This is a genomic window from Tepidibacter formicigenes DSM 15518 (assembly GCF_900142235.1).
Lineage (GTDB): Bacteria > Bacillota > Clostridia > Peptostreptococcales > Peptostreptococcaceae > Tepidibacter > Tepidibacter formicigenes.
Window position 1 is genome coordinate 1 of record NZ_FRAE01000008.1, and the last position, 18,436, is coordinate 18,436.

General features: G+C 26.9%; 16 protein-coding genes and 1 other annotated feature. All 16 genes read left to right on the forward strand.

Going from position 1 to position 18,436, the window contains the following annotated elements:
• A partial coding sequence (locus BUA77_RS01990) for an FAD-dependent oxidoreductase (RefSeq protein WP_159428929.1) occupies nucleotides 1–291 on the forward strand: 291 nt, incomplete at its 5' end.
• A gap of 277 nt (nucleotides 292–568) precedes the next feature.
• Nucleotides 569–1,609, forward strand: coding sequence for a BMP family lipoprotein (locus tag BUA77_RS01995; RefSeq protein ID WP_330389962.1), 1,041 nt, complete (start codon nucleotides 569–571; stop codon nucleotides 1,607–1,609).
• A gap of 295 nt (nucleotides 1,610–1,904) precedes the next feature.
• Nucleotides 1,905–3,407 carry an ABC transporter ATP-binding protein gene (locus BUA77_RS02000; protein ID WP_072886923.1) on the forward strand — a complete coding sequence of 501 codons (1,503 nt, stop codon included), beginning with the start codon at nucleotides 1,905–1,907 and terminating at the stop codon, nucleotides 3,405–3,407.
• The gene (locus tag BUA77_RS02005; protein WP_072886797.1) at nucleotides 3,397–4,461 is read left to right on the forward strand and encodes an ABC transporter permease; all 1,065 of its coding nucleotides are present in this window, start codon (nucleotides 3,397–3,399) and stop codon (nucleotides 4,459–4,461) included. The genes BUA77_RS02000 and BUA77_RS02005 overlap by 11 nt, the downstream gene beginning before the upstream one ends.
• Nucleotides 4,454–5,392, forward strand: coding sequence for an ABC transporter permease (locus BUA77_RS02010; RefSeq protein ID WP_072886799.1), 939 nt, complete (start codon nucleotides 4,454–4,456; stop codon nucleotides 5,390–5,392). The genes BUA77_RS02005 and BUA77_RS02010 overlap by 8 nt, the downstream gene beginning before the upstream one ends.
• Before the next feature lie 87 nt (nucleotides 5,393–5,479).
• On the forward strand, nucleotides 5,480–6,238 hold the full coding sequence (locus BUA77_RS02015; protein ID WP_072886801.1) for a DUF6873 family GME fold protein: 759 nt from the start codon (nucleotides 5,480–5,482) through the stop codon (nucleotides 6,236–6,238).
• A 5-nt stretch (nucleotides 6,239–6,243) separates the two neighbouring features.
• Complete coding sequence (gene ytxC, locus BUA77_RS02020; protein ID WP_072886803.1) at nucleotides 6,244–7,041, forward strand: putative sporulation protein YtxC; 798 nt, start codon at nucleotides 6,244–6,246, stop codon at nucleotides 7,039–7,041.
• Between the two features lie 90 nt (nucleotides 7,042–7,131).
• The gene (locus tag BUA77_RS02025; RefSeq protein WP_072886805.1) at nucleotides 7,132–8,844 is read left to right on the forward strand and encodes a [Fe-Fe] hydrogenase large subunit C-terminal domain-containing protein; all 1,713 of its coding nucleotides are present in this window, start codon (nucleotides 7,132–7,134) and stop codon (nucleotides 8,842–8,844) included.
• On the forward strand, nucleotides 8,831–10,015 hold the full coding sequence (locus tag BUA77_RS02030) for a SpoIIE family protein phosphatase (RefSeq protein WP_072886807.1): 1,185 nt from the start codon (nucleotides 8,831–8,833) through the stop codon (nucleotides 10,013–10,015). The genes BUA77_RS02025 and BUA77_RS02030 overlap by 14 nt, the downstream gene beginning before the upstream one ends.
• Before the next feature lie 11 nt (nucleotides 10,016–10,026).
• Entirely contained in the window at nucleotides 10,027–10,623 is a 597-nt protein-coding gene (locus BUA77_RS02035; RefSeq protein ID WP_072886810.1) for a DUF445 domain-containing protein, read from the forward strand.
• A 56-nt stretch (nucleotides 10,624–10,679) separates the two neighbouring features.
• Nucleotides 10,680–10,896, forward strand: a binding site (T-box leader).
• A gap of 68 nt (nucleotides 10,897–10,964) precedes the next feature.
• On the forward strand, nucleotides 10,965–12,884 hold the full coding sequence (gene thrS, locus BUA77_RS02040; RefSeq protein WP_072886812.1) for a threonine--tRNA ligase: 1,920 nt from the start codon (nucleotides 10,965–10,967) through the stop codon (nucleotides 12,882–12,884).
• A 305-nt stretch (nucleotides 12,885–13,189) separates the two neighbouring features.
• Nucleotides 13,190–14,512: a sensor histidine kinase gene (locus tag BUA77_RS02045; RefSeq protein ID WP_072886814.1), complete on the forward strand. Its 1,323-nt coding sequence runs from the start codon at nucleotides 13,190–13,192 to the stop codon at nucleotides 14,510–14,512.
• A gap of 12 nt (nucleotides 14,513–14,524) precedes the next feature.
• Nucleotides 14,525–15,154: an accessory gene regulator ArgB-like protein gene (locus BUA77_RS02050; RefSeq protein WP_072886816.1), complete on the forward strand. Its 630-nt coding sequence runs from the start codon at nucleotides 14,525–14,527 to the stop codon at nucleotides 15,152–15,154.
• Entirely contained in the window at nucleotides 15,151–15,282 is a 132-nt protein-coding gene (locus BUA77_RS02055) for a cyclic lactone autoinducer peptide (RefSeq protein ID WP_084605406.1), read from the forward strand. The genes BUA77_RS02050 and BUA77_RS02055 overlap by 4 nt, the downstream gene beginning before the upstream one ends.
• A gap of 63 nt (nucleotides 15,283–15,345) precedes the next feature.
• Nucleotides 15,346–16,092: a LytR/AlgR family response regulator transcription factor gene (locus tag BUA77_RS02060; protein WP_072886818.1), complete on the forward strand. Its 747-nt coding sequence runs from the start codon at nucleotides 15,346–15,348 to the stop codon at nucleotides 16,090–16,092.
• 263 nt (nucleotides 16,093–16,355) lie between these two features.
• Entirely contained in the window at nucleotides 16,356–18,422 is a 2,067-nt protein-coding gene (locus BUA77_RS02065) for a M4 family metallopeptidase (protein WP_084605408.1), read from the forward strand.
• The last annotated feature ends 14 nt before the right edge of the window (nucleotides 18,423–18,436 follow it).

Here is an 18,436-nt window from a genome sequence, read left to right on the forward strand (position 1 = left end):
GGTGAAATAACAGAATATGTAGCAGATGAAGAAGATGGAACATTTGGAGTATTTATATTCATAGGATTTGCTCCTCAAACAAAATTATTTGAAGATAAATTAGAAATGAAATATGGATATATTTTTACAGATCAAAATATGAGAACAAATATACCTGGAGTATTTGCAGCAGGAGATTGTAGAGATAAGATTTTAAGACAAGTTGTTACTGCAGCAGGAGATGGAGCTATAGCAACAGTAATGGCAGAAAAATATATAGAAAATGAATTTGAAGTAGAATATAATGCTTAATAAATAGTAAAAAATACACATATGTGTATTTTTTACTATTTATGGAATGGTTAAAGAAAAATATATATGTATAAAAAATATATCAATTGGTATACTAAATTTAGATAAAGTAATATATTTTAATTTCAAAAACTTTAAATATTACAGTTACATAGTAATATTAAAATATTTTTAAAAAAATTTTTAAAAAATAAAATTTTAAGAAGGAATTTTGAAAAAAATGTAGAATTATAAGTATTGCATACGTTTTCAAAAAATAAATTAGGAGGTTTATACAATGGCAATGAAGAAAAAATTGATTTCACTTGCATTAGCAGCAACTATGCTAGGAACTATGGTAGTTGGATGTACTAAACCAGCAGAAGAAGGTGCTGGTGGAGAAGAAGGAAAAAATGCAATAAAAGTAGGAATGGTTACGGATGTTGGAGGAATTAATGATCAATCTTTTAACCAATCTGCTTGGGAAGGACTTAAAAGAGCAAAAGATGAGCTTGGGATTGAAATCGGTTACCAAGAATCAAAACAAGATGCTGATTATCCACCAAACATAGAAAACTTAGTAGATCAGGAAAACGATTTAGTTTGGGGTATAGGATTTAAAATGGGAGATGCAGTAAAAGAAGCAGCTGAAAACTATCCAGATCAAAAATTTGCTATAATAGATTATTCTTATGGAGATAAAACACCTAAAAATATAGTGGGAGTGACATTTAAAGAGCAAGAAGCTTCTTATTTAGTAGGTTTAATAGCTGGTAAAATGACTAAGTCTAACAAAATAGGATTTATAGGTGGTATGGAGGTTCCAGTTATCAAAAGATTTGAATATGGATTTAGAGCAGGAGTTAAAGAAGCAAATCCTAATGCAGAAGTACTTATTCAATATGCAAACTCATTTACTGATTCAGCAAAAGGAAAAGCTATTGCTAAACAAATGTATTCACAAGGAGCAGATATAATATTCCATGCTGCTGGAGATACTGGAACTGGTATGATAGAAGCAGCTAAAGAAGAAGGCAAATATGCTATAGGTGTTGATAGAGATCAGAATAGCTTAGCTCCAGATAATGTAATTACTTCAGCTATGAAAAGAGTTGATAATGCTATATATGATGTAACTAAAAAATTAACAGAGGGTAAATTTGAAGGTGGTACAACTATCACTTATGGTTTAGCAGAAGGTGGAGTTGATATAGCACCAACTAGTGATAAACATGTTCCAGAAGATGTATTAAATTTAGTTAAAGAATATAAAAATAAAATAATAGGTGGAGAAATAAAAGTACCTGCAACTGAAGAAGAATTTAATGCAATGAAATAAAAATTAAAACCCAGAAGAAATTCTGGGTTTTAATTTTTATTTATACAATATTAATTTATATATTTTTTGTTTATGGGTAAAATAACAGAAAAGATAACATAAAAATATTTATTAAATGTTTTTAATATTAATATAAATTATTTTTTAAAAAAATTTTGAAAATGAATAAAATTTATTGTTATCTAAAAAATTTTTTAGTATAATTAAAAGTACGTGGCTAAAAAAATCGATTTAAGGAGGTATAAATGTGAGTGATGTAAAAGGAAATATAGATTTTAGCCAAAAAGTTGTACAAATGAAGAATATAACAAAAAAATTTGGTAACTTTGTGGCAAACGATAACATAAATCTAACTGTCCATAAAGGAGAGGTACATGCACTCCTTGGAGAAAATGGTGCAGGAAAATCTACACTTATGAATATACTATATGGGCTTTATCAACCAACTTCTGGAGAAATACATATAAATGAAAAGAAGGTGAAAATAGATAATCCTAATGTAGCGATAGAAAATGGTATAGGGATGGTTCATCAGCATTTTATGTTAGTTCCTCCTTTCACAGTAGCGGAAAACATTATCCTGGGAATGGAGCCAGTTTCAGGATTAGGGAAAATTGATATTGAAAAAGCAATAAAAGACGTTAAAAAACTTTCTGAGCAATATGGTCTTCACGTTGATCCAACAGCTAAAGTAGAAGATATAACTGTTGGAATGCAACAAAGAGTAGAAATTTTAAAAGCATTATATAGAGGGGCGGAAATACTTATATTAGATGAGCCTACAGCTGTTTTAACACCTCAAGAGATAAAAGAACTTATTAATATTATAAGAAATTTAACTAAACAAGGAAAATCAATAATAATAATCACTCATAAGTTAAAAGAAATAAAAGAAGCAGCAGATTTTTGTACTATCATAAGGAGAGGTAAATATATAGATACTGTTGATGTTGAAAAAACTACTGAAGATGATCTTGCAGCTATGATGGTAGGAAGAGAAGTAAACTTTAAAGTGGATAAAAAAGAACAAGAATTAGGAGATGTAGTTTTAAAGGTAGAAAATCTAGTTGCGAAAGATAACAGAGGATTAAATGTATTAAACAATCTTTCTTTAGAAGTAAAAAGAGGAGAAATTCTTGGAATTGCAGGAATAGATGGAAATGGACAATCAGAACTCGTAGAAGTTTTAACTGGTCTTAGAAAGTGCGAAAGTGGAAGCGTTTTCATAAATGGGAATAATATAACTAACAAAACTCCTAAAGAAATATTTGAATTTGGGCTTTCAAACATACCTGAAGATAGACAAAAAAGAGGATTAGTTCTTGACTTTACAGTAGCAGAAAATATGGTTCTTGAAAATTATTCCAAAAAGGAGTTTTCTAAGGGATTTAGGCTTTTAGAAGAGAACATAAAGAGTTTTGCAAGGGATCTAATAGCAAAATTTGACGTAAGACCAGCAGATGAAACATTGAAAGCTAGAGCATTATCTGGAGGTAATCAGCAAAAGATAATTATAGCTAGAGAGGTTACTAATGACCCAGACTTACTTATAGCTACACAACCAACAAGAGGACTTGATGTAGGAGCTATTGAATTTGTTCACAAATCACTAGTAGAACAAAGAAACAAAGGAAAAGGAGTTCTTTTAGTATCATTAGAGTTAGATGAAGTTATAAGTGTTTCTGATAGAATTGCTGTAATATATGAAGGTAAAATAGTTGGAACTGTAGACTCAAAAGATGCTGATGAGAACACACTAGGCCTAATGATGGCAGGAGGTGTTGAAAATGAAAAATAAAAAGATATTTAATGATACTTTATTATATACCTTAATATCTATATTTTTAGGACTTATAGTTGGAGCAATAGTTCTTACGGCTTCTGGATTTAATCCTATAGAAGGATATAGTGAAATGCTTAATGGTATATTTGGTAAACCTAAATATATGGCATGGACAATAATTAAAGCAACTCCACTTATTCTTACTGGTTTGTCTGTTGCATTTGCTTTTAGAACAGGGCTTTTCAATATAGGAGCAGAAGGTCAGTTTATAGTAGGTGCTTTAGCAGCAACACTTGTAGGATATTTTCTACATTTGCCAGCTATTATACACATTCCTTTAACACTTATTAGTGGATGTATAGCTGGAGCTTTATGGGGAGGTATTTCAGGTTTTTTAAAATCTAAATTTGGAGTTAACGAAGTTATTTCAACTATAATGCTTAACTGGATTGCTTTTTATCTTTCAAATTATTTTATTATGTTAGAAGGATTTAGAAAACCAAATAGTGAGGCTTCATATGATATACAAAGGACAGCAACTATAGATATAACATGGCTTAAGTCTTTAGTCGGGCCTGCTACTAAGGTAAACTGGGGAATTGTAATAGCTTTAATTCTGATAATTATAATATCATATGTACTTTATAAAACTACTTTAGGATTTGAACTTAGAGCAGTTGGATTTAATAAATATGCTGCTGAGTATGCAGGGATAAATGTAAATAAATCTATGGTAATTTCAATGGCCATAGCAGGATTACTAGCAGGAGCAGCAGGAGCAATGCATGTAATGGGAGTATCTCATAAAATAACAATACTTGCTGCTCAAGAAGGATATGGATTTGACGGAATAGCAGTATCACTAATAGGAAACAATACACCACTTGGAGCATTACTTGCAGGACTTTTATTTGGTGCTCTTAAATATGGCGGAGGTAAAATGCAAAACATTGGTGCACCAACAGAGGTAATTAATATAGTTATAGGTTCTATAATCTACTTTATAGCGACAGTTAGATTGGTAAAAATAATGATAGATAAAATGAGGGGAGGAAAAGCTGATGCTTAAAAATTTAGCTATGATACTTAGCACAACCCTTATGTACTCAACACCCCTTATATTTACTTCTCTTGGAGGAGTTTTCTCAGAAAATGCTGGAGTTGTAAATATAGGACTTGAAGGTATGATGACAATAGGAGCTTTTGCAGGAGCTGCAACAGCAGTACTTACTGGAAATCCATGGCTAGCTTTTTTAGCAGCAGGAATAGCTGGTGGAATATTTGCACTATTTCATGCAATAGCAACAGTTAAATTTAATGCAGATCACGTTGTATCTGGAATTGCAATTAACTTCTTAGCACCAGGGTTTGCATTATTTTTATGTAGAAGAATGTTTGATGGATCTACTATGACTCCAGCAATAGATTTAGGTCAAAAAATACCAAGACCATTTGATGGATTTTTTGCAAAAGGAAGTTTTCTTGATATAGTATTTAATACTTATTCAACAGTATATTTAGCCTTCGTATTAGTTTTTGTTACTTGGTATGTACTATATAAAACTAAGCTTGGACTTAGAATAAGAGCTGTTGGAGAACATCCTAGAGCAGCAGATACATTAGGTATAAATGTATATAAAATAAAATATTTATGCGTAATATTGTCTGGAATACTTGCTGGTTTTGGTGGTGCTTCTATGAGTTTGGCTATAGTTTCAACATTTAGACCAACTTTAATTTCAGGACAAGGTTACATTGCACTTGCAGCACTTATTTTTGGTAAATGGAAACCACAAGGTGCAATGCTTGCCTCATTATTATTCGGAGCATCAACAGGACTTGTAGTATTCTTAGGAAATCCAAATATAGGATTTACAGTATCTGAAAATCTATTATCAATGGTTCCGTATATAATAACAATAATAGTACTAATTTTATTTGTTGGAAAAGCAAATGGACCAGCTGCAAATGGACAGCCTTACGAAAAAGGGGAAAGATAAAAAATTATATATTAATACTTAAAAAAATCCTAATATTATTTAAAATAATATTGGGATTTTTTTTGAAAATAAAAAAGAGGTGATAATATGAAATTTTTAGATAAACCATTTATACCAAATAAAGAAGTTTCATTAATATTAGTAGATAAAAGAATACCTAAAAATATAGAAGATGTATTAAAAAATAAAAAAATAGAAATACTAAAAACATGTAAGTGTAGTGAAGTTTATGATGCAATAAAATATCATCCAGATATAGTTTTATGTTATCTTGGAGAAAAAAACATAGTTGTAGCTCCAAATGTATATGAGTATTATGAAGATATGTTAAATCCTTTTGGATTTAATGTCATAAAAGGAAATGAGTTTTTAAAAAGCAAATATCCTCAAAATATATCTTACAATGTTGCTATTTTTGGAAAATATGCAGTTCATAATTTTAAATATACAGAAGAAAATATATTGAACTATATAAATGAAAAAAAACTTAAAAAGATAGATGTAAAGCAGGGATATTCAAAATGCTCTATATGTATAGTCGATGAAAATTCAATAATAACATCTGATGAGGGAATACATAAAGAAGTTATAAAACATAATATAGATTCTTTATTAATAAAAAAAGGACATATAGATTTATTTGGAATGAATTATGGATTTATTGGAGGATGTACAGGACTTATATCAGAAAATGAATTAGCTTTTTTGGGTGATGTAAAAAAACACGTCAACTATCTAAAAATAAAAGATTTTTTAGATAAAAAAGGTAAGAAAATAGTAATTTTAGGAGAAAATAAATTAATAGATTTAGGATCTATAATTCCTATTATGACTAGAAAGGAGTGACCTAATTGGAACAAATTTCTTTAGGTATAACAGGTGATTATAAAGATTTAGCAATTAAGTTAGCAGATTCTATTAAAGTATCAAAAAAAGTAAAAAATATGGATGATATTTTAGAAATTGATATATACATGGATGATAATAAAAAAGAAGATATAAAGATATTTATTTGTTTAGAGCTTACAAATATGATTGTAAATGTAGTAAAAAATAATATTTTAAAAAAAATAGTAAATAAAAGTTATAAAGATATATATATAACAGAACTTGATGATATATATAAATATTCTTTGAATTTATTTAATGAAAAAGAAACTTTTATAAGAGAAATACTTTTTAATAGAATATATGAATACTTAGCAAGTAGTGATTATATTAATATAAATGGATTTGTAAAATTTAGATTAAGAGATTTTATGGATTATATAATACAGATAAAAGATAGAGGTCTTGAAGAATATTTACTTCAAAAAGACTATAGTGAGTTTATAGAACTTCTTAAATATTTTGTTGATGTTCAGCAAGAAAAAGTAGACATTTTAAAGTTATATATAGAAAGAGAAGGCACTTTTAGACTTTGTGATAAATATGATCAAGATTTAGAGAATAATTATACTAAAGATATATTTAACTTAGCTTTAAAAGAAAATATGAATTATGAAGATTTTTTAATAAGCATATTAATAACTTTATGTCCTAAGGAAATTTGGATATGGGATAATTTAGAAAATAATGTTTCAAAAGAGATTATACAAACAATAAAAGCTATTTTTGAAGGTAGGGTAAAAGTTAACTATAGAGCTTGATGCTCTATTTTTTTTGTAGAAATTGACATAACAATATTAGAAATATAAACTATGAATAGAGATAAATTAAAAAATTATGGAGATGATTTCATGAAAAATATTTTAAATTTTTCAAATGTAAATTGTAAACACTGTTATAAATGTATAAGACATTGTCCTGTTAAAGCAATAAAAATGGAGAAAGATAAAGCTTATATTGTTGAAGATTTATGTATAGGATGTGGAGGATGTTTTAAAGTATGTCCACAAGATTCAAAAAAAATAAAATCAGATTTAGGACAAGTTAAAGAATATATAAAATTAGGATACAAAGTAGTAGCTAGTTTAGCACCATCATTTATAGCAGACTTAGAAGGAATAGATTATAAAAAATTTATAACTGCTCTTAAGGAAATAGGATTTTATAAGGTTGAAGAAACTATAGTTGGAGCTAAGATAGTTGCAGATATGTATAAAAAATATATAAGTAATAATAAACAAAAAATATATATATCTTCTTGTTGTCCTACAATTAATTATTTTATAACAAAGTATCATGGCGGAATTAGCAAATATTTAATTCCAGTGCAGTCTCCTATGATAGCACACGGGAAGTACCTAAAAGAAAAATATGGACAAGATATAAAAGTGGTATTTATAGGACCTTGCATATCAAAAAAATATGAAGCATTAGATTTTGAAAATAGAGGAATAATTGATAAAGTACTTACTTTTGAAGAATGTTTTAATTTGATAAAGGAATTGGAAATAGATATAAATTTTTTAAGTGAAAGTGATTTTGATAATAAGCCCTTAGGAGATATATGCTTATTTCCAATTGAAGAAGGAATTGAACTAGATTTAGATAATATAAATAAAATAAAAGTTTCAGGTTTAGATAATGTAAAAGATTTAATAGAAAGTATTAATAATAATGAACTTGAAAATGTATTTATTGAAATGAATTCTTGTAGTGGATCATGTATTGGTGGAATAGGATTTAAGAATAAAAAAGGTATTTATTATAGACAAAATAAAGTAAAAGAGTATACTAAAAAAAGAGTTTTACATGAAACTTTTTTAGATGAAGTAAGAGAAATATATAGAAATATAGATTTGAATAAAAAATTTGAAGAAGAAAAATTAAAATTTAAAGACCCACAGGAATATGAGATAAGAGATATATTAATATCTATGGGTAAAAAAACCGTTAAAGATGAGCTTAATTGTGGAGCGTGTGGATATGATACTTGTAGAGAAAAAGCAATAGCTGTATATAGAGGACTTGCAGAACCTCATATGTGTATGCCTTATATGAAGGATAGAGTAGAAGCTTTAAGCAATGTTATATTTGAAGTTACGCCTAATTACATAGTTATAATAGGAGAAAATTTCAAAATAATAGATATAAATAACTCAATGGCAAGGGTTATAAATAAAGAAAGAAAAGAATTAATAGGCGAGTACATAGGGGATTATATTGATATAAGTGATTTTATAGATATTTTATGTAATAAAACCAGTATTTTATCTAAAAAAATTAAATGGAAAGAATTTAACAAAGATATTATAGGAAACATGATCTATTTAAAAGAGCATAGGGCTATAATAGGTATATACAGTGATATTACTAATGAAGAGAATCAAAAGAAAAAATTTAGAGAAGTTAAAATAAATACAATAAATACAGCTCAAAATATTATAGAAAAACAGATGAGAGTTGCTCAAGAAATAGCATCACTTCTTGGAGAAACTACAGCTGAAACTAAAGTAATACTTACTAGATTAAAGGAGCTTGCTATGAAGGGGGATGAGGAGGATTAAAAGATATTTTGTAGATATAGGATATTTAAGCCTTAATAAATATTGTGAAGAGCTTTGTGGTGATAATGTTGAAATAGAAAGATTTGATGAAGGAGTAATAGCTGTTTTATCGGATGGATTAGGGTCTGGAGTAAAAGCAAATATATTAGCAACATTAACTTCAAAAATAGCTGTAACTATGATAAAAAATGGACTTACCATAGAAGATGTTGTTAATACAATAATTAATACACTTCCTACATGCAAAGTAAGAAATCTTGCTTATTCTACTTTTACAATTATATATATTTTACACAGTGGAGAGTGTTATATAGCAAGATTTGACAATCCTCCTGTATTACTTAAAAGAGAAGGAAAAGTTATTCCTATACAGGAAGAAGAAATTTTGATATCAGGTAGGAAAGTAAAAGAAATTAAGATTAATTTGAAAAAAGAAGATACTCTAATATCTATAAGTGATGGGGTTTTAAATGCTGGAGTAGGTGTGATTTTAAATTTAGGTTGGGATATAGATAATATAGGAAAATACATAAAGAAGATTCCTTTAAATTTAGCGTCACTGAGTATAGCTAAAAAAATTATTTCAACATGCAATCACTTATATCAAGAAATACCAGGAGATGATACAACAGTAGTGATTCTAAAGCTTACTAATGCAAAACATTCAACTATATTTACAGGTCCACCTCTTAATGAAGAAGATGATAGAATGGTTGTAGGAAAATTAATTAAAGGTGAAGGTAAGAAAATAGTATGTGGAGGTACTGCTGCAAAAATAGTAGCAAGGGAGCTTAATCAGGAGATAGAAATAGATATGGAAAATATAAAAGAAGATATACCACCAATTGGACACATAAAAGATATTGATTTAGTGACAGAAGGTGTGTTAACCTTAAAAAAGGTATTAGAAATTTTAGAAAACTATAAAACAAGTAAACATCATATTGATGATATATTTAAAAATAATCAATACAAAAATGGAGTTTATATGATTCTAAAAATATTATTAGATGAATCCACCCATATTAATTTCTTAGTAGGAAGAAGCATAAATCCAGCTCATAAAGACATAGATTTTCCAAATAATCTATCATCAAAACTAGAAATTGTAAAAGAAATAAAAGAAAGACTTGAAGATTTAGGTAAAATAGTAAATATTGAATATTATTAAGGAGGCAGTAAATGATAAAGGTATTATTTTTAGGAACTATAGGAGCAATTATAGGATGGATTACTAATATTCTTGCAATTAAGCTTATATTTAGACCTATAAAGCCAATTAAAATTCCTATAATCAATTTAGAAATAGTAGGGTTGATACCAAAAAGAAGAAAAGAGATAGCTAAATCTGTAGGTGAAGTAGTAGAAAAAGAATTAATATCAATAGAAGAAATAATTGATAAACTGATAAGAGAAGAAGATAAAACTAGTATAATTAAGTTTATAAAGGATAAAATAGAGAGTATAGTAGAAGAAAAATTACCACCTTTTATTCCAACAACATTCAAAGAAATGATAAAAGATTATATAGATAAAGTAGTAGAAGAAGAAATAGCAAATGTTATTACTAAATTAAGTGAAGATTTAATTCATAAATCTACATCAAGAATAAAAATAGGAACAATGGTAGAAGATAAAATAAATGAATTTGACTTAGAAAAACTAGAAGAAATAATTATAAATATAGCAAAAAAAGAATTAAAGCATATAGAAATATTAGGACTTATATTAGGTTTGGTAATAGGAATAATACAAGGATTAATTGTAATTAATATGTAAAAAATATTGACAAATATTCAAAATAAATATATAATTCAAGAAAATAAAAGAAAATGAAAAAAGCTAAGAAAAGGAAGAGTAAGTTAAACCCAGTTTAAAGAGAGGAAATGCCATGGGCTGAAAGTATTTCTAAATATGGTTAACTGAAAACTACCTTGGAGCTGGATTTAGTAGCCTAATAGGTGAAAAGATTTCGGGTGACTACCTTATAGTCTTCAAGAGGGCTTTTTGCCAACTTGGGTGGAACCACGAGAATAACAACTCGTCCCATATTTTTAGGGACGGGTTTTTTTAATTAATAAAACACTTTTACAAAAACAAAAGGTTAGGAGGAAGAATATATGGAAAAAATAAAAGTTACTTTAAAAGATGGTTCTGTAAAAGAATTTGATAAAGGAATTTCTATAATTGATGTAGCAAAATCTATAAGTGAAGGGCTTGCTAGAAATATAGTTGCAGGTCAGGTAAATGAAAAAACTGTTGGACTTGACTATAAATTAGAAGAAGATGCAAATGTTAATTTATTAAAATTCGAAGATGAAGAAGGTAAAGAAGTATTTAGACATACAAGTGCCCATATACTAGCACAAGCTATAAAAAGACTATATCCAGAGGCAAAGCTTGCAATAGGACCAGCTATAGAAAATGGATTTTACTATGATATAGATTTAAATCACAGATTAACTCCAGAGGATTTGGATAAAATACAAGGAGAAATGAAAAAAATAGTAAAGGAAGATTTAAAAATAGAGGGATTTGAACTTTCTAGAGAAGAAGCAATTGAACTTATGAAAGAAAAAAATGAAGATTATAAAATAGAGCTGATTCAGGATCTTCCAGAAGGAGAAGTAATATCTTTTTATAAACAGGGAGATTTTATAGACCTTTGTAGAGGACCACATTTACCTACGACTAAAAAAGTAAAAGCTATTAAGCTTTTAAGTGTAGCAGGTGCATATTGGCGTGGAGATGAAAAAAATAAAATGCTTCAAAGGATATATGGGACTTCATTTGAAAAGAATAAAGAACTAGAAGAATATTTAAATATGCTAGAAGAAGCTAAAAAAAGAGATCATAGAAAATTAGGAAAAGAGCTAGGATTATTTGTATTACCAGAAGAAGGACCAGGATTCCCATTATTCCTACCTAGAGGGATGGAACTTAAAAATAAGCTTTTAGAATTTTGGAGGGATATTCATAAAAAAGATGGTTATGTAGAAATAGAAACTCCTATTATATTAAATAGAGGTTTATGGGAAACTTCAGGACACTGGTATCACTATAAAGAAAATATGTATACAGTTCAAATTGATGAAGAGGATTATGCTATAAAACCTATGAACTGTCCTGGTGGTATGCTTGCTTATAAAACTCAAATGCATTCTTATAGAGATTTTCCAATGCGTGTTGCAGAACTAGGAAGAGTTCATAGACATGAGCTTTCAGGAGCATTACATGGACTTATGAGAGTTAGAGCATTTACTCAAGATGATGCTCATATATTCATGCTTCCTGAGCAAATAAAAGATGAAATAAAAGGTGTTGCTAAATTAATAGATGAAGTTTATACTACTTTTGGATTTAAATATCATGTTGAATTATCAACAAGACCAGAAGATTCTATAGGAACTGATGAAGAGTGGGAAGTAGCTGAAAATGGATTAAGAGAAGCTTTAGAAGAACTAGGACTTGATTATAAGTTGAATGAAGGTGATGGAGCATTCTATGGACCAAAGATAGATTTTCATCTTCAAGACTGTATAGGAAGAACATGGCAATGTGGTACTATACAATTAGATATGCAGCTTCCTCAAAGATTTGATTTAACTTATGTAGGTAAAGATGGAGAAAAACATAGACCAGTTATGATTCATAGAGTTGCATTTGGTAGTATAGAAAGATTTATAGGTATTTTAATTGAGCATTTTGCAGGTAAATTCCCATTATGGCTTGCTCCTGTTCAAGTTAAAGTACTTCCTATTTCAGATAAATATATGGAATATACTAAAAAAGTAAAAGATATATTATTTGAAAAAGGAATTAGAGTTGAAATTGATGATAGAGCAGAAAAAATAGGATATAAAATAAGAGAAGCACAGCTTGAAAAAGTTCCTTATATGCTAATAGTAGGAGAAAAAGAGCAAGAGAAGAATGAAGTATCTGTTCGTTCAAGAGATAAAGGAGAAATAGGATCTATTTCAATTGACAAATTTATAGAAAGTATTTTAGAAGAAGAAAAAAATAAAACAGTAAATCTATAATAAAAGCAGAGTCAACTTTAAAAAGTTGGCTCTATTTTTATTATTCTATAGGAAACTATAAATTTTTTAAACTGTTGATAACTTTGGTAACTGAATAAAAGTATCAACTATTTTGAGCAACGGAGTCCGTTAGGACTCGTTGGCGACATGAGCCATGCGATAGCATGAAGCGAATTTTTTTACTTTATGTAATGAAAATAGAAATATAAGATATGTAAGTATAAAATTAATTAGTATATATACAAAAAATATCTACATATGTTATAATTTACATAAAATTCTTTTAATTCACAGTGGTGATAAACTTGAAAAACATAACATGGATTACTATTTTAACCGGAAGCATACCAGAAGCATTTTTTATATTTTTAATTGGATTGACATTAATAGGATATAGAGTTAGCTTAAAAAAATTAATATTGATATCTTTTATTGAAGGAATTTTTGTTTATATACTTTTTAATTATATAAAAGTTCCATTTGGAATTCATAGTATATCTACGTTTTTGTTTTTAGTTATAATAACTAATTTACTTATTAAAGTTAATATAAAAAACTCTTTTATAGCAATTGTTATTGGATGGATGGCATCATTTTTAACCCAATATATAAATCTTATATTTATATATTTGTTAGGAATGACATATGATGATTTGATGAAAAATGAAGCTTTAAGAATGATTGCTTTTTATCCTTCTATAATTTCTTTAGGAATAATAGCATTAATAATATATAAAAAAAATATAGTTATCTACAATGCTTGTATAAGCTCAAATAATGAAAAAATTAGTAAGAATAGTAACTTCGTAGTAAAAATATCCTTTTTATTAATTTTTATAGTATTAATATTATTTAATATTTATTTATATATATTTAGAAACGAGAGTTGGAATTTAGAAAAAAGATTCACAGTATTTATAATTGTTTTTTCAATAATAGCACTTTCATTAATGATAATTATTTCATTGAAATTATTTGAAAAAAATATAAAAAAAGAATATGAAGATATTTTACTAGAAAAAAATTTAGAAGATATGAAAAGGAATATTAAAGTACTAAGAAAACAAAGACATGACTATTTAAGACACATTCAAATAGTATCATCTCTTTTGCATACTAATAATTATGATGAAGCAAAAAATTATATAAATGATTTAGCTGAACATATTAATAGTGAAGGTATATCAGTTGAAACCGGAAACACATTTTTAAATGCTGTTATAAGCTTAAAGCAAGAACAAGCTATACATAGAAAAATTAAATTTTATATAAATATAAAAATCAAAATAAAAGGTTTTAAAATTCCTAATTTTGAATTATGCAATATACTATCAAATATAATAGATAATGCATTTGATGCATTAGATGAGGTTAGAAAAGATAAAAAATATGTTGAGTTATGTATTTGTGGAGATGATTTGTTTTATATATTTAAAATTAGAAATAATGGAAATAAAATAGAAGATACTCAAAAGATATTTGATGAAGGATTTAGCACAAAACAAGGAATTAATAGAGGTTATGGTCTTTATATAGTAAAACAAATATTAGATAAATATAAATCGAGTATATTTGTAGAAAGTAGTGAAAGTATAACTGAGTTTACTATTGTGATTCCAAAATACTAATGGAGTGGTAATATGATAGAAATTATATGTAATAAAATATCTCTTTACTTTAAAAAAGAATTAAATATGGAAGAAGAAGATAGAGAAGTAATAGAATATGGACTATTTGCAGTTATAGGATCTATTTTTAAAATAATTATGTTGATAATATTAGGTTTTATATTTGGAATATTAAAGTATATTTTAATATTATCATTTTCTTTTGCTTTATTTAGAATTTTTTCTGGAGGGGTACATTCTAGTACATATAAAGGATGTATGATAATATCATTAAGCATATTTACTTTATTTTCAGTATTAATAAAGATATTTGAAAAAAATATAAATTATAATATATTTAGTATTTTAAGTTTATCAATAATAATACATAGTTTATATATGATAATCAATTTTGTACCCAATGACAATCAAAATAGAATTATAAAAGATGAACTAGAGAAGAAAAAATTTAAAAAGTTAACTTTGTACCTTTTGGTTATATATGTATTTGCTATGATTATTGCAGTTTATTTTAAGGTATCATACTCGTTGATATTATCAGGATTTATTGGAATTTTTTTACAGATGATATCAGTATATCCAAAGGCTTACATTGTTATGAATAAATTTGATAATAAATTAAAAGGGGGAATTTTAAAATGAAAAATTTAAAACTAAAAATATTAACTATTGCATCAGATTTTTTAGCGATGGTAGCAGGAACTGTTGTTAGCGCAGCTAGTACAAATTTGTATTATCAACCTAAAACTCCTAAAAAACTACAAAAATAATGTAAGACCTGTACATTTAGTACAGGTTTTATATTATAAAAATTTATTAAAGGAGATGTGATTATGGGAGTTAAAGTGCTTGTATGTGATGATGATAAAGTAATAAGAAATCATATAGTAAGAGCTATAAATAATATAAAGGATATAGAATTTATAAAAACTGCAGAAAATGGAGTACAGGCTGTACAAAATATAAAAAAAGGTGACTTTGATATACTTATAATAGATGTAGATATGCCTCATAAAAATGGAATTGATGCAGCAAAAGAAATATGTAAAGTAAATCCAGATATTTATATAATATTTGTAACTGCTTTTAAAGAATATGCATTAGATGCATTTAGTATTTATTCTTTGGATTATATATTGAAACCTTTTAATGAAAAAAGACTCTTAGAAACTTTAAGTAAGGCTGTAGAAAATATAAATATAAAAAAAATAGCTAAAAAAAATTTAAGTAACAATAAAGAAAAATTTATTTTTAAAAAATCTAGAGAAAAATATATAATAAATTTAGAAGATATTATTATGTTTGAGAAGAATGGAAGAATAACTAAAATATATACAAAAGATTTAGAGGTAGATTTTTATGAATCTTTTTATGATATAGAAAAAAGGTTATCTATGGACTTTTTTAGAACTCATAAATCTTATATTGTAAATATTAATAAAGTCAAAAGAATAGTTCCTCATATAAAATCATCATATCAAATAGAGTTTAAAGATAATGATTTAAAAGCTCTTTTAAGTAAGAAGAATGAAATAAAATTATTAAATAAATTATATTTAATAAGAAAAAAAGTAATATAAATTAGAGATCCTATTGTTTATTAAAGCAATAGGATTTTTATTTAGTGAGATTATTTATGTAAGAGGAATATGATTAAAAAAATAATAATTTTAAGAAAATTACGCGAAAGTGATTTTTTATTAAGTTACTCATGCTTTTTTATTACATAAAAATAAATTTATATATATTTTTATTAGTTTGAAGGATTTTATTTACTATTATATTATGTATTTAATTAAGAAACTATAACAAAATTTCTAAAGTTTATTAGGGGGGGATTATTATGAAAAAGAAAAAAAAGTTAGCATCTATAGCTCTTTCTACAGTTATGACAGGATCTTTGTTATTATCTCCAATATCCAATGCAGAAGAAGTAGATACTAATAAAATAATTATACAAGAAGATGCACAAATTTATACACAAGATCAAAAGGAATCACCAGATAAAGTTAGTGAAGAAGGAAAGTTAATAAAAGAAGAAGCTGATAATGAAGAAATAAAGACTAATGAAACAACTAAAGAAGAAACAGAAGATAAAGTTAAAAAAGAAGAAAATTTAATAAAAGAAGAAAAAGAAGCAGTTGATAATGAAGAAATAAAGACTGATGAAACAACTACAAAAGAAGATAAAAAAGAGTCAGAAGGTAAAGTTAAGGAAGAAGAAAATTTAGTAAAAGAAGAAAAAGAAGTACCTAATAATGAAGAAATTAATAATGATAAAATAATTACAAAAGAGGATGAGAAAGAGTCAAAAGATAAAATAAAAGAAGAGAAAGAATTAATAAAAAAAGAAGAAAAATTAGAGAAAGAAAATAAAAAATTAGAAAAGAATATAATAAAGTTTAATAAAAAGAGTGACTTAGGATTTTTAAAAGGAAAGCTTTCTAATAAAAAAGAAAAAAATATGGATGGAGCTGTAGAATTTTTCGAAGAAAATAAAGATACATTTAAAATAAACAATCCTAAAGAAGAATTCGAGTTAATAAGCAAAAAAACTGATAATCTAGGATATACACATATTAAACTGCAGCAAATGTATAAAGGAACTCCTTTATATGGTAAACAATACATAGTTCATTTTGATAAAGAAGGAAGTATATATGCTGTTAATGGACAAATTGATAATGAAATATACGATAAATTTCCTAAAAGAAGAAGGAGATCTTTAGATATAGGTCAAGAGTCAGCTATTGAAATTGCAAAATCTGAGGTTAATGCTGATAAAATTATAGGAGAGCCAGAAGTAAAATATTATTTTTATGAATTAAATGAATCATATATTCCAGTTTATGAAGTAAGATTAGGTGTTTTAGAGCCAGAAGCAGCAGATTGGCATATTTTTATTCATGCTAAAACAGGAGCTGTTGTTAATAAAAGCAATAGAATGGCAACAGCTTCGGTTAAAGGAAGTGGAACAGGTGTATTAGGTGATGAAAAAGAAATAAATCTTGATTATAGAAATGGAAAATATTACATGATAGATGATACTAGAGATGGAATACAAATAAGAACTTATGATGCTAGTAGGCTTCCTCAAAATGAATATTGGCTTAAGTATTTCTTACCTGGGGATATTATGTATGATAAAGATAATAGATTAGATGAAGAAGAATATAAAGCTGCTGTAGATGCCCATAAATACGCAGGTTATGTATATGATTATTATAAGAATAATTTTGGAAGAAATAGCATAGATGATAGAGGAATGGATATTGTATCATCAGTACATTATGGTAAAAATTATGTTAATGCTTTTTGGTATGAAAATCAAATGACATATGGTGATGGTGATGGAAAAACAGCAGCATCTTTATCTGGAGCATTAGATATAGTTGGTCATGAAATGACTCATGGGGTTACAGAATATGAGGCAGGTCTTGAGTATGAAGGACAATCAGGAGCTTTAAATGAATCTTTTTCTGATGTATTTGGAACATTAATAGAATTTGAATATCAACCAGAAAAAGCCGATTATTTATGTGGAGAAGATGTATGGACACCAGATATTCAAGGAGATGCTTTGAGAGATTTACAAGACCCAGGAAGCAGTAAAGCTTATAGAAAACAACCTTCTCATATGAATGATTATGTAGATACAACTGATGATCATGGGGGAGTTCATACAAACTCTGGTATACCAAATAAAGCTGCATATCTTGTAATGGATAGCATTGGACCAGAAAAAACAGGTCAGATATATTATAGAGCTTTAACAACATATTTAACAAATAAATCAAATTTTTATGATGCAAGACTTGCGTTACTTCAATCAGCAGAAGATATTTATGGAAGTAATAGTGTGGAATATAATGCAGTAGCTGATGCATTTGATAGTGTAGGAATAAAATAGAAAAAAGGGTCTGT

Bases quoted from the DNA above. Each gene is read 5' to 3' on its own strand.
- BUA77_RS01995 (WP_330389962.1), top strand. From the start codon at position 569: ATGGCAATGAAGAAAAAATTGATTTCACTTGCATTAGCAGCAACTATG.
- BUA77_RS02065 (WP_084605408.1), top strand. From the start codon at position 16,356: ATGAAAAAGAAAAAAAAGTTAGCATCTATAGCTCTTTCTACAGTTATG.
- BUA77_RS02015 (WP_072886801.1), top strand. From the start codon at position 5,480: ATGAAATTTTTAGATAAACCATTTATACCAAATAAAGAAGTTTCATTA.
- BUA77_RS02025 (WP_072886805.1), top strand. From the start codon at position 7,132: ATGAAAAATATTTTAAATTTTTCAAATGTAAATTGTAAACACTGTTAT.
- BUA77_RS02000 (WP_072886923.1), top strand. From the start codon at position 1,905: ATGAAGAATATAACAAAAAAATTTGGTAACTTTGTGGCAAACGATAAC.
- BUA77_RS02030 (WP_072886807.1), top strand. From the start codon at position 8,831: ATGAGGAGGATTAAAAGATATTTTGTAGATATAGGATATTTAAGCCTT.
- BUA77_RS02010 (WP_072886799.1), top strand. From the start codon at position 4,454: ATGCTTAAAAATTTAGCTATGATACTTAGCACAACCCTTATGTACTCA.
- BUA77_RS02050 (WP_072886816.1), top strand. From the start codon at position 14,525: ATGATAGAAATTATATGTAATAAAATATCTCTTTACTTTAAAAAAGAA.
- BUA77_RS02055 (WP_084605406.1), top strand. From the start codon at position 15,151: ATGAAAAATTTAAAACTAAAAATATTAACTATTGCATCAGATTTTTTA.
- BUA77_RS02005 (WP_072886797.1), top strand. From the start codon at position 3,397: ATGAAAAATAAAAAGATATTTAATGATACTTTATTATATACCTTAATA.
- thrS (WP_072886812.1), top strand. From the start codon at position 10,965: ATGGAAAAAATAAAAGTTACTTTAAAAGATGGTTCTGTAAAAGAATTT.
- BUA77_RS02035 (WP_072886810.1), top strand. From the start codon at position 10,027: ATGATAAAGGTATTATTTTTAGGAACTATAGGAGCAATTATAGGATGG.
- BUA77_RS02060 (WP_072886818.1), top strand. From the start codon at position 15,346: ATGGGAGTTAAAGTGCTTGTATGTGATGATGATAAAGTAATAAGAAAT.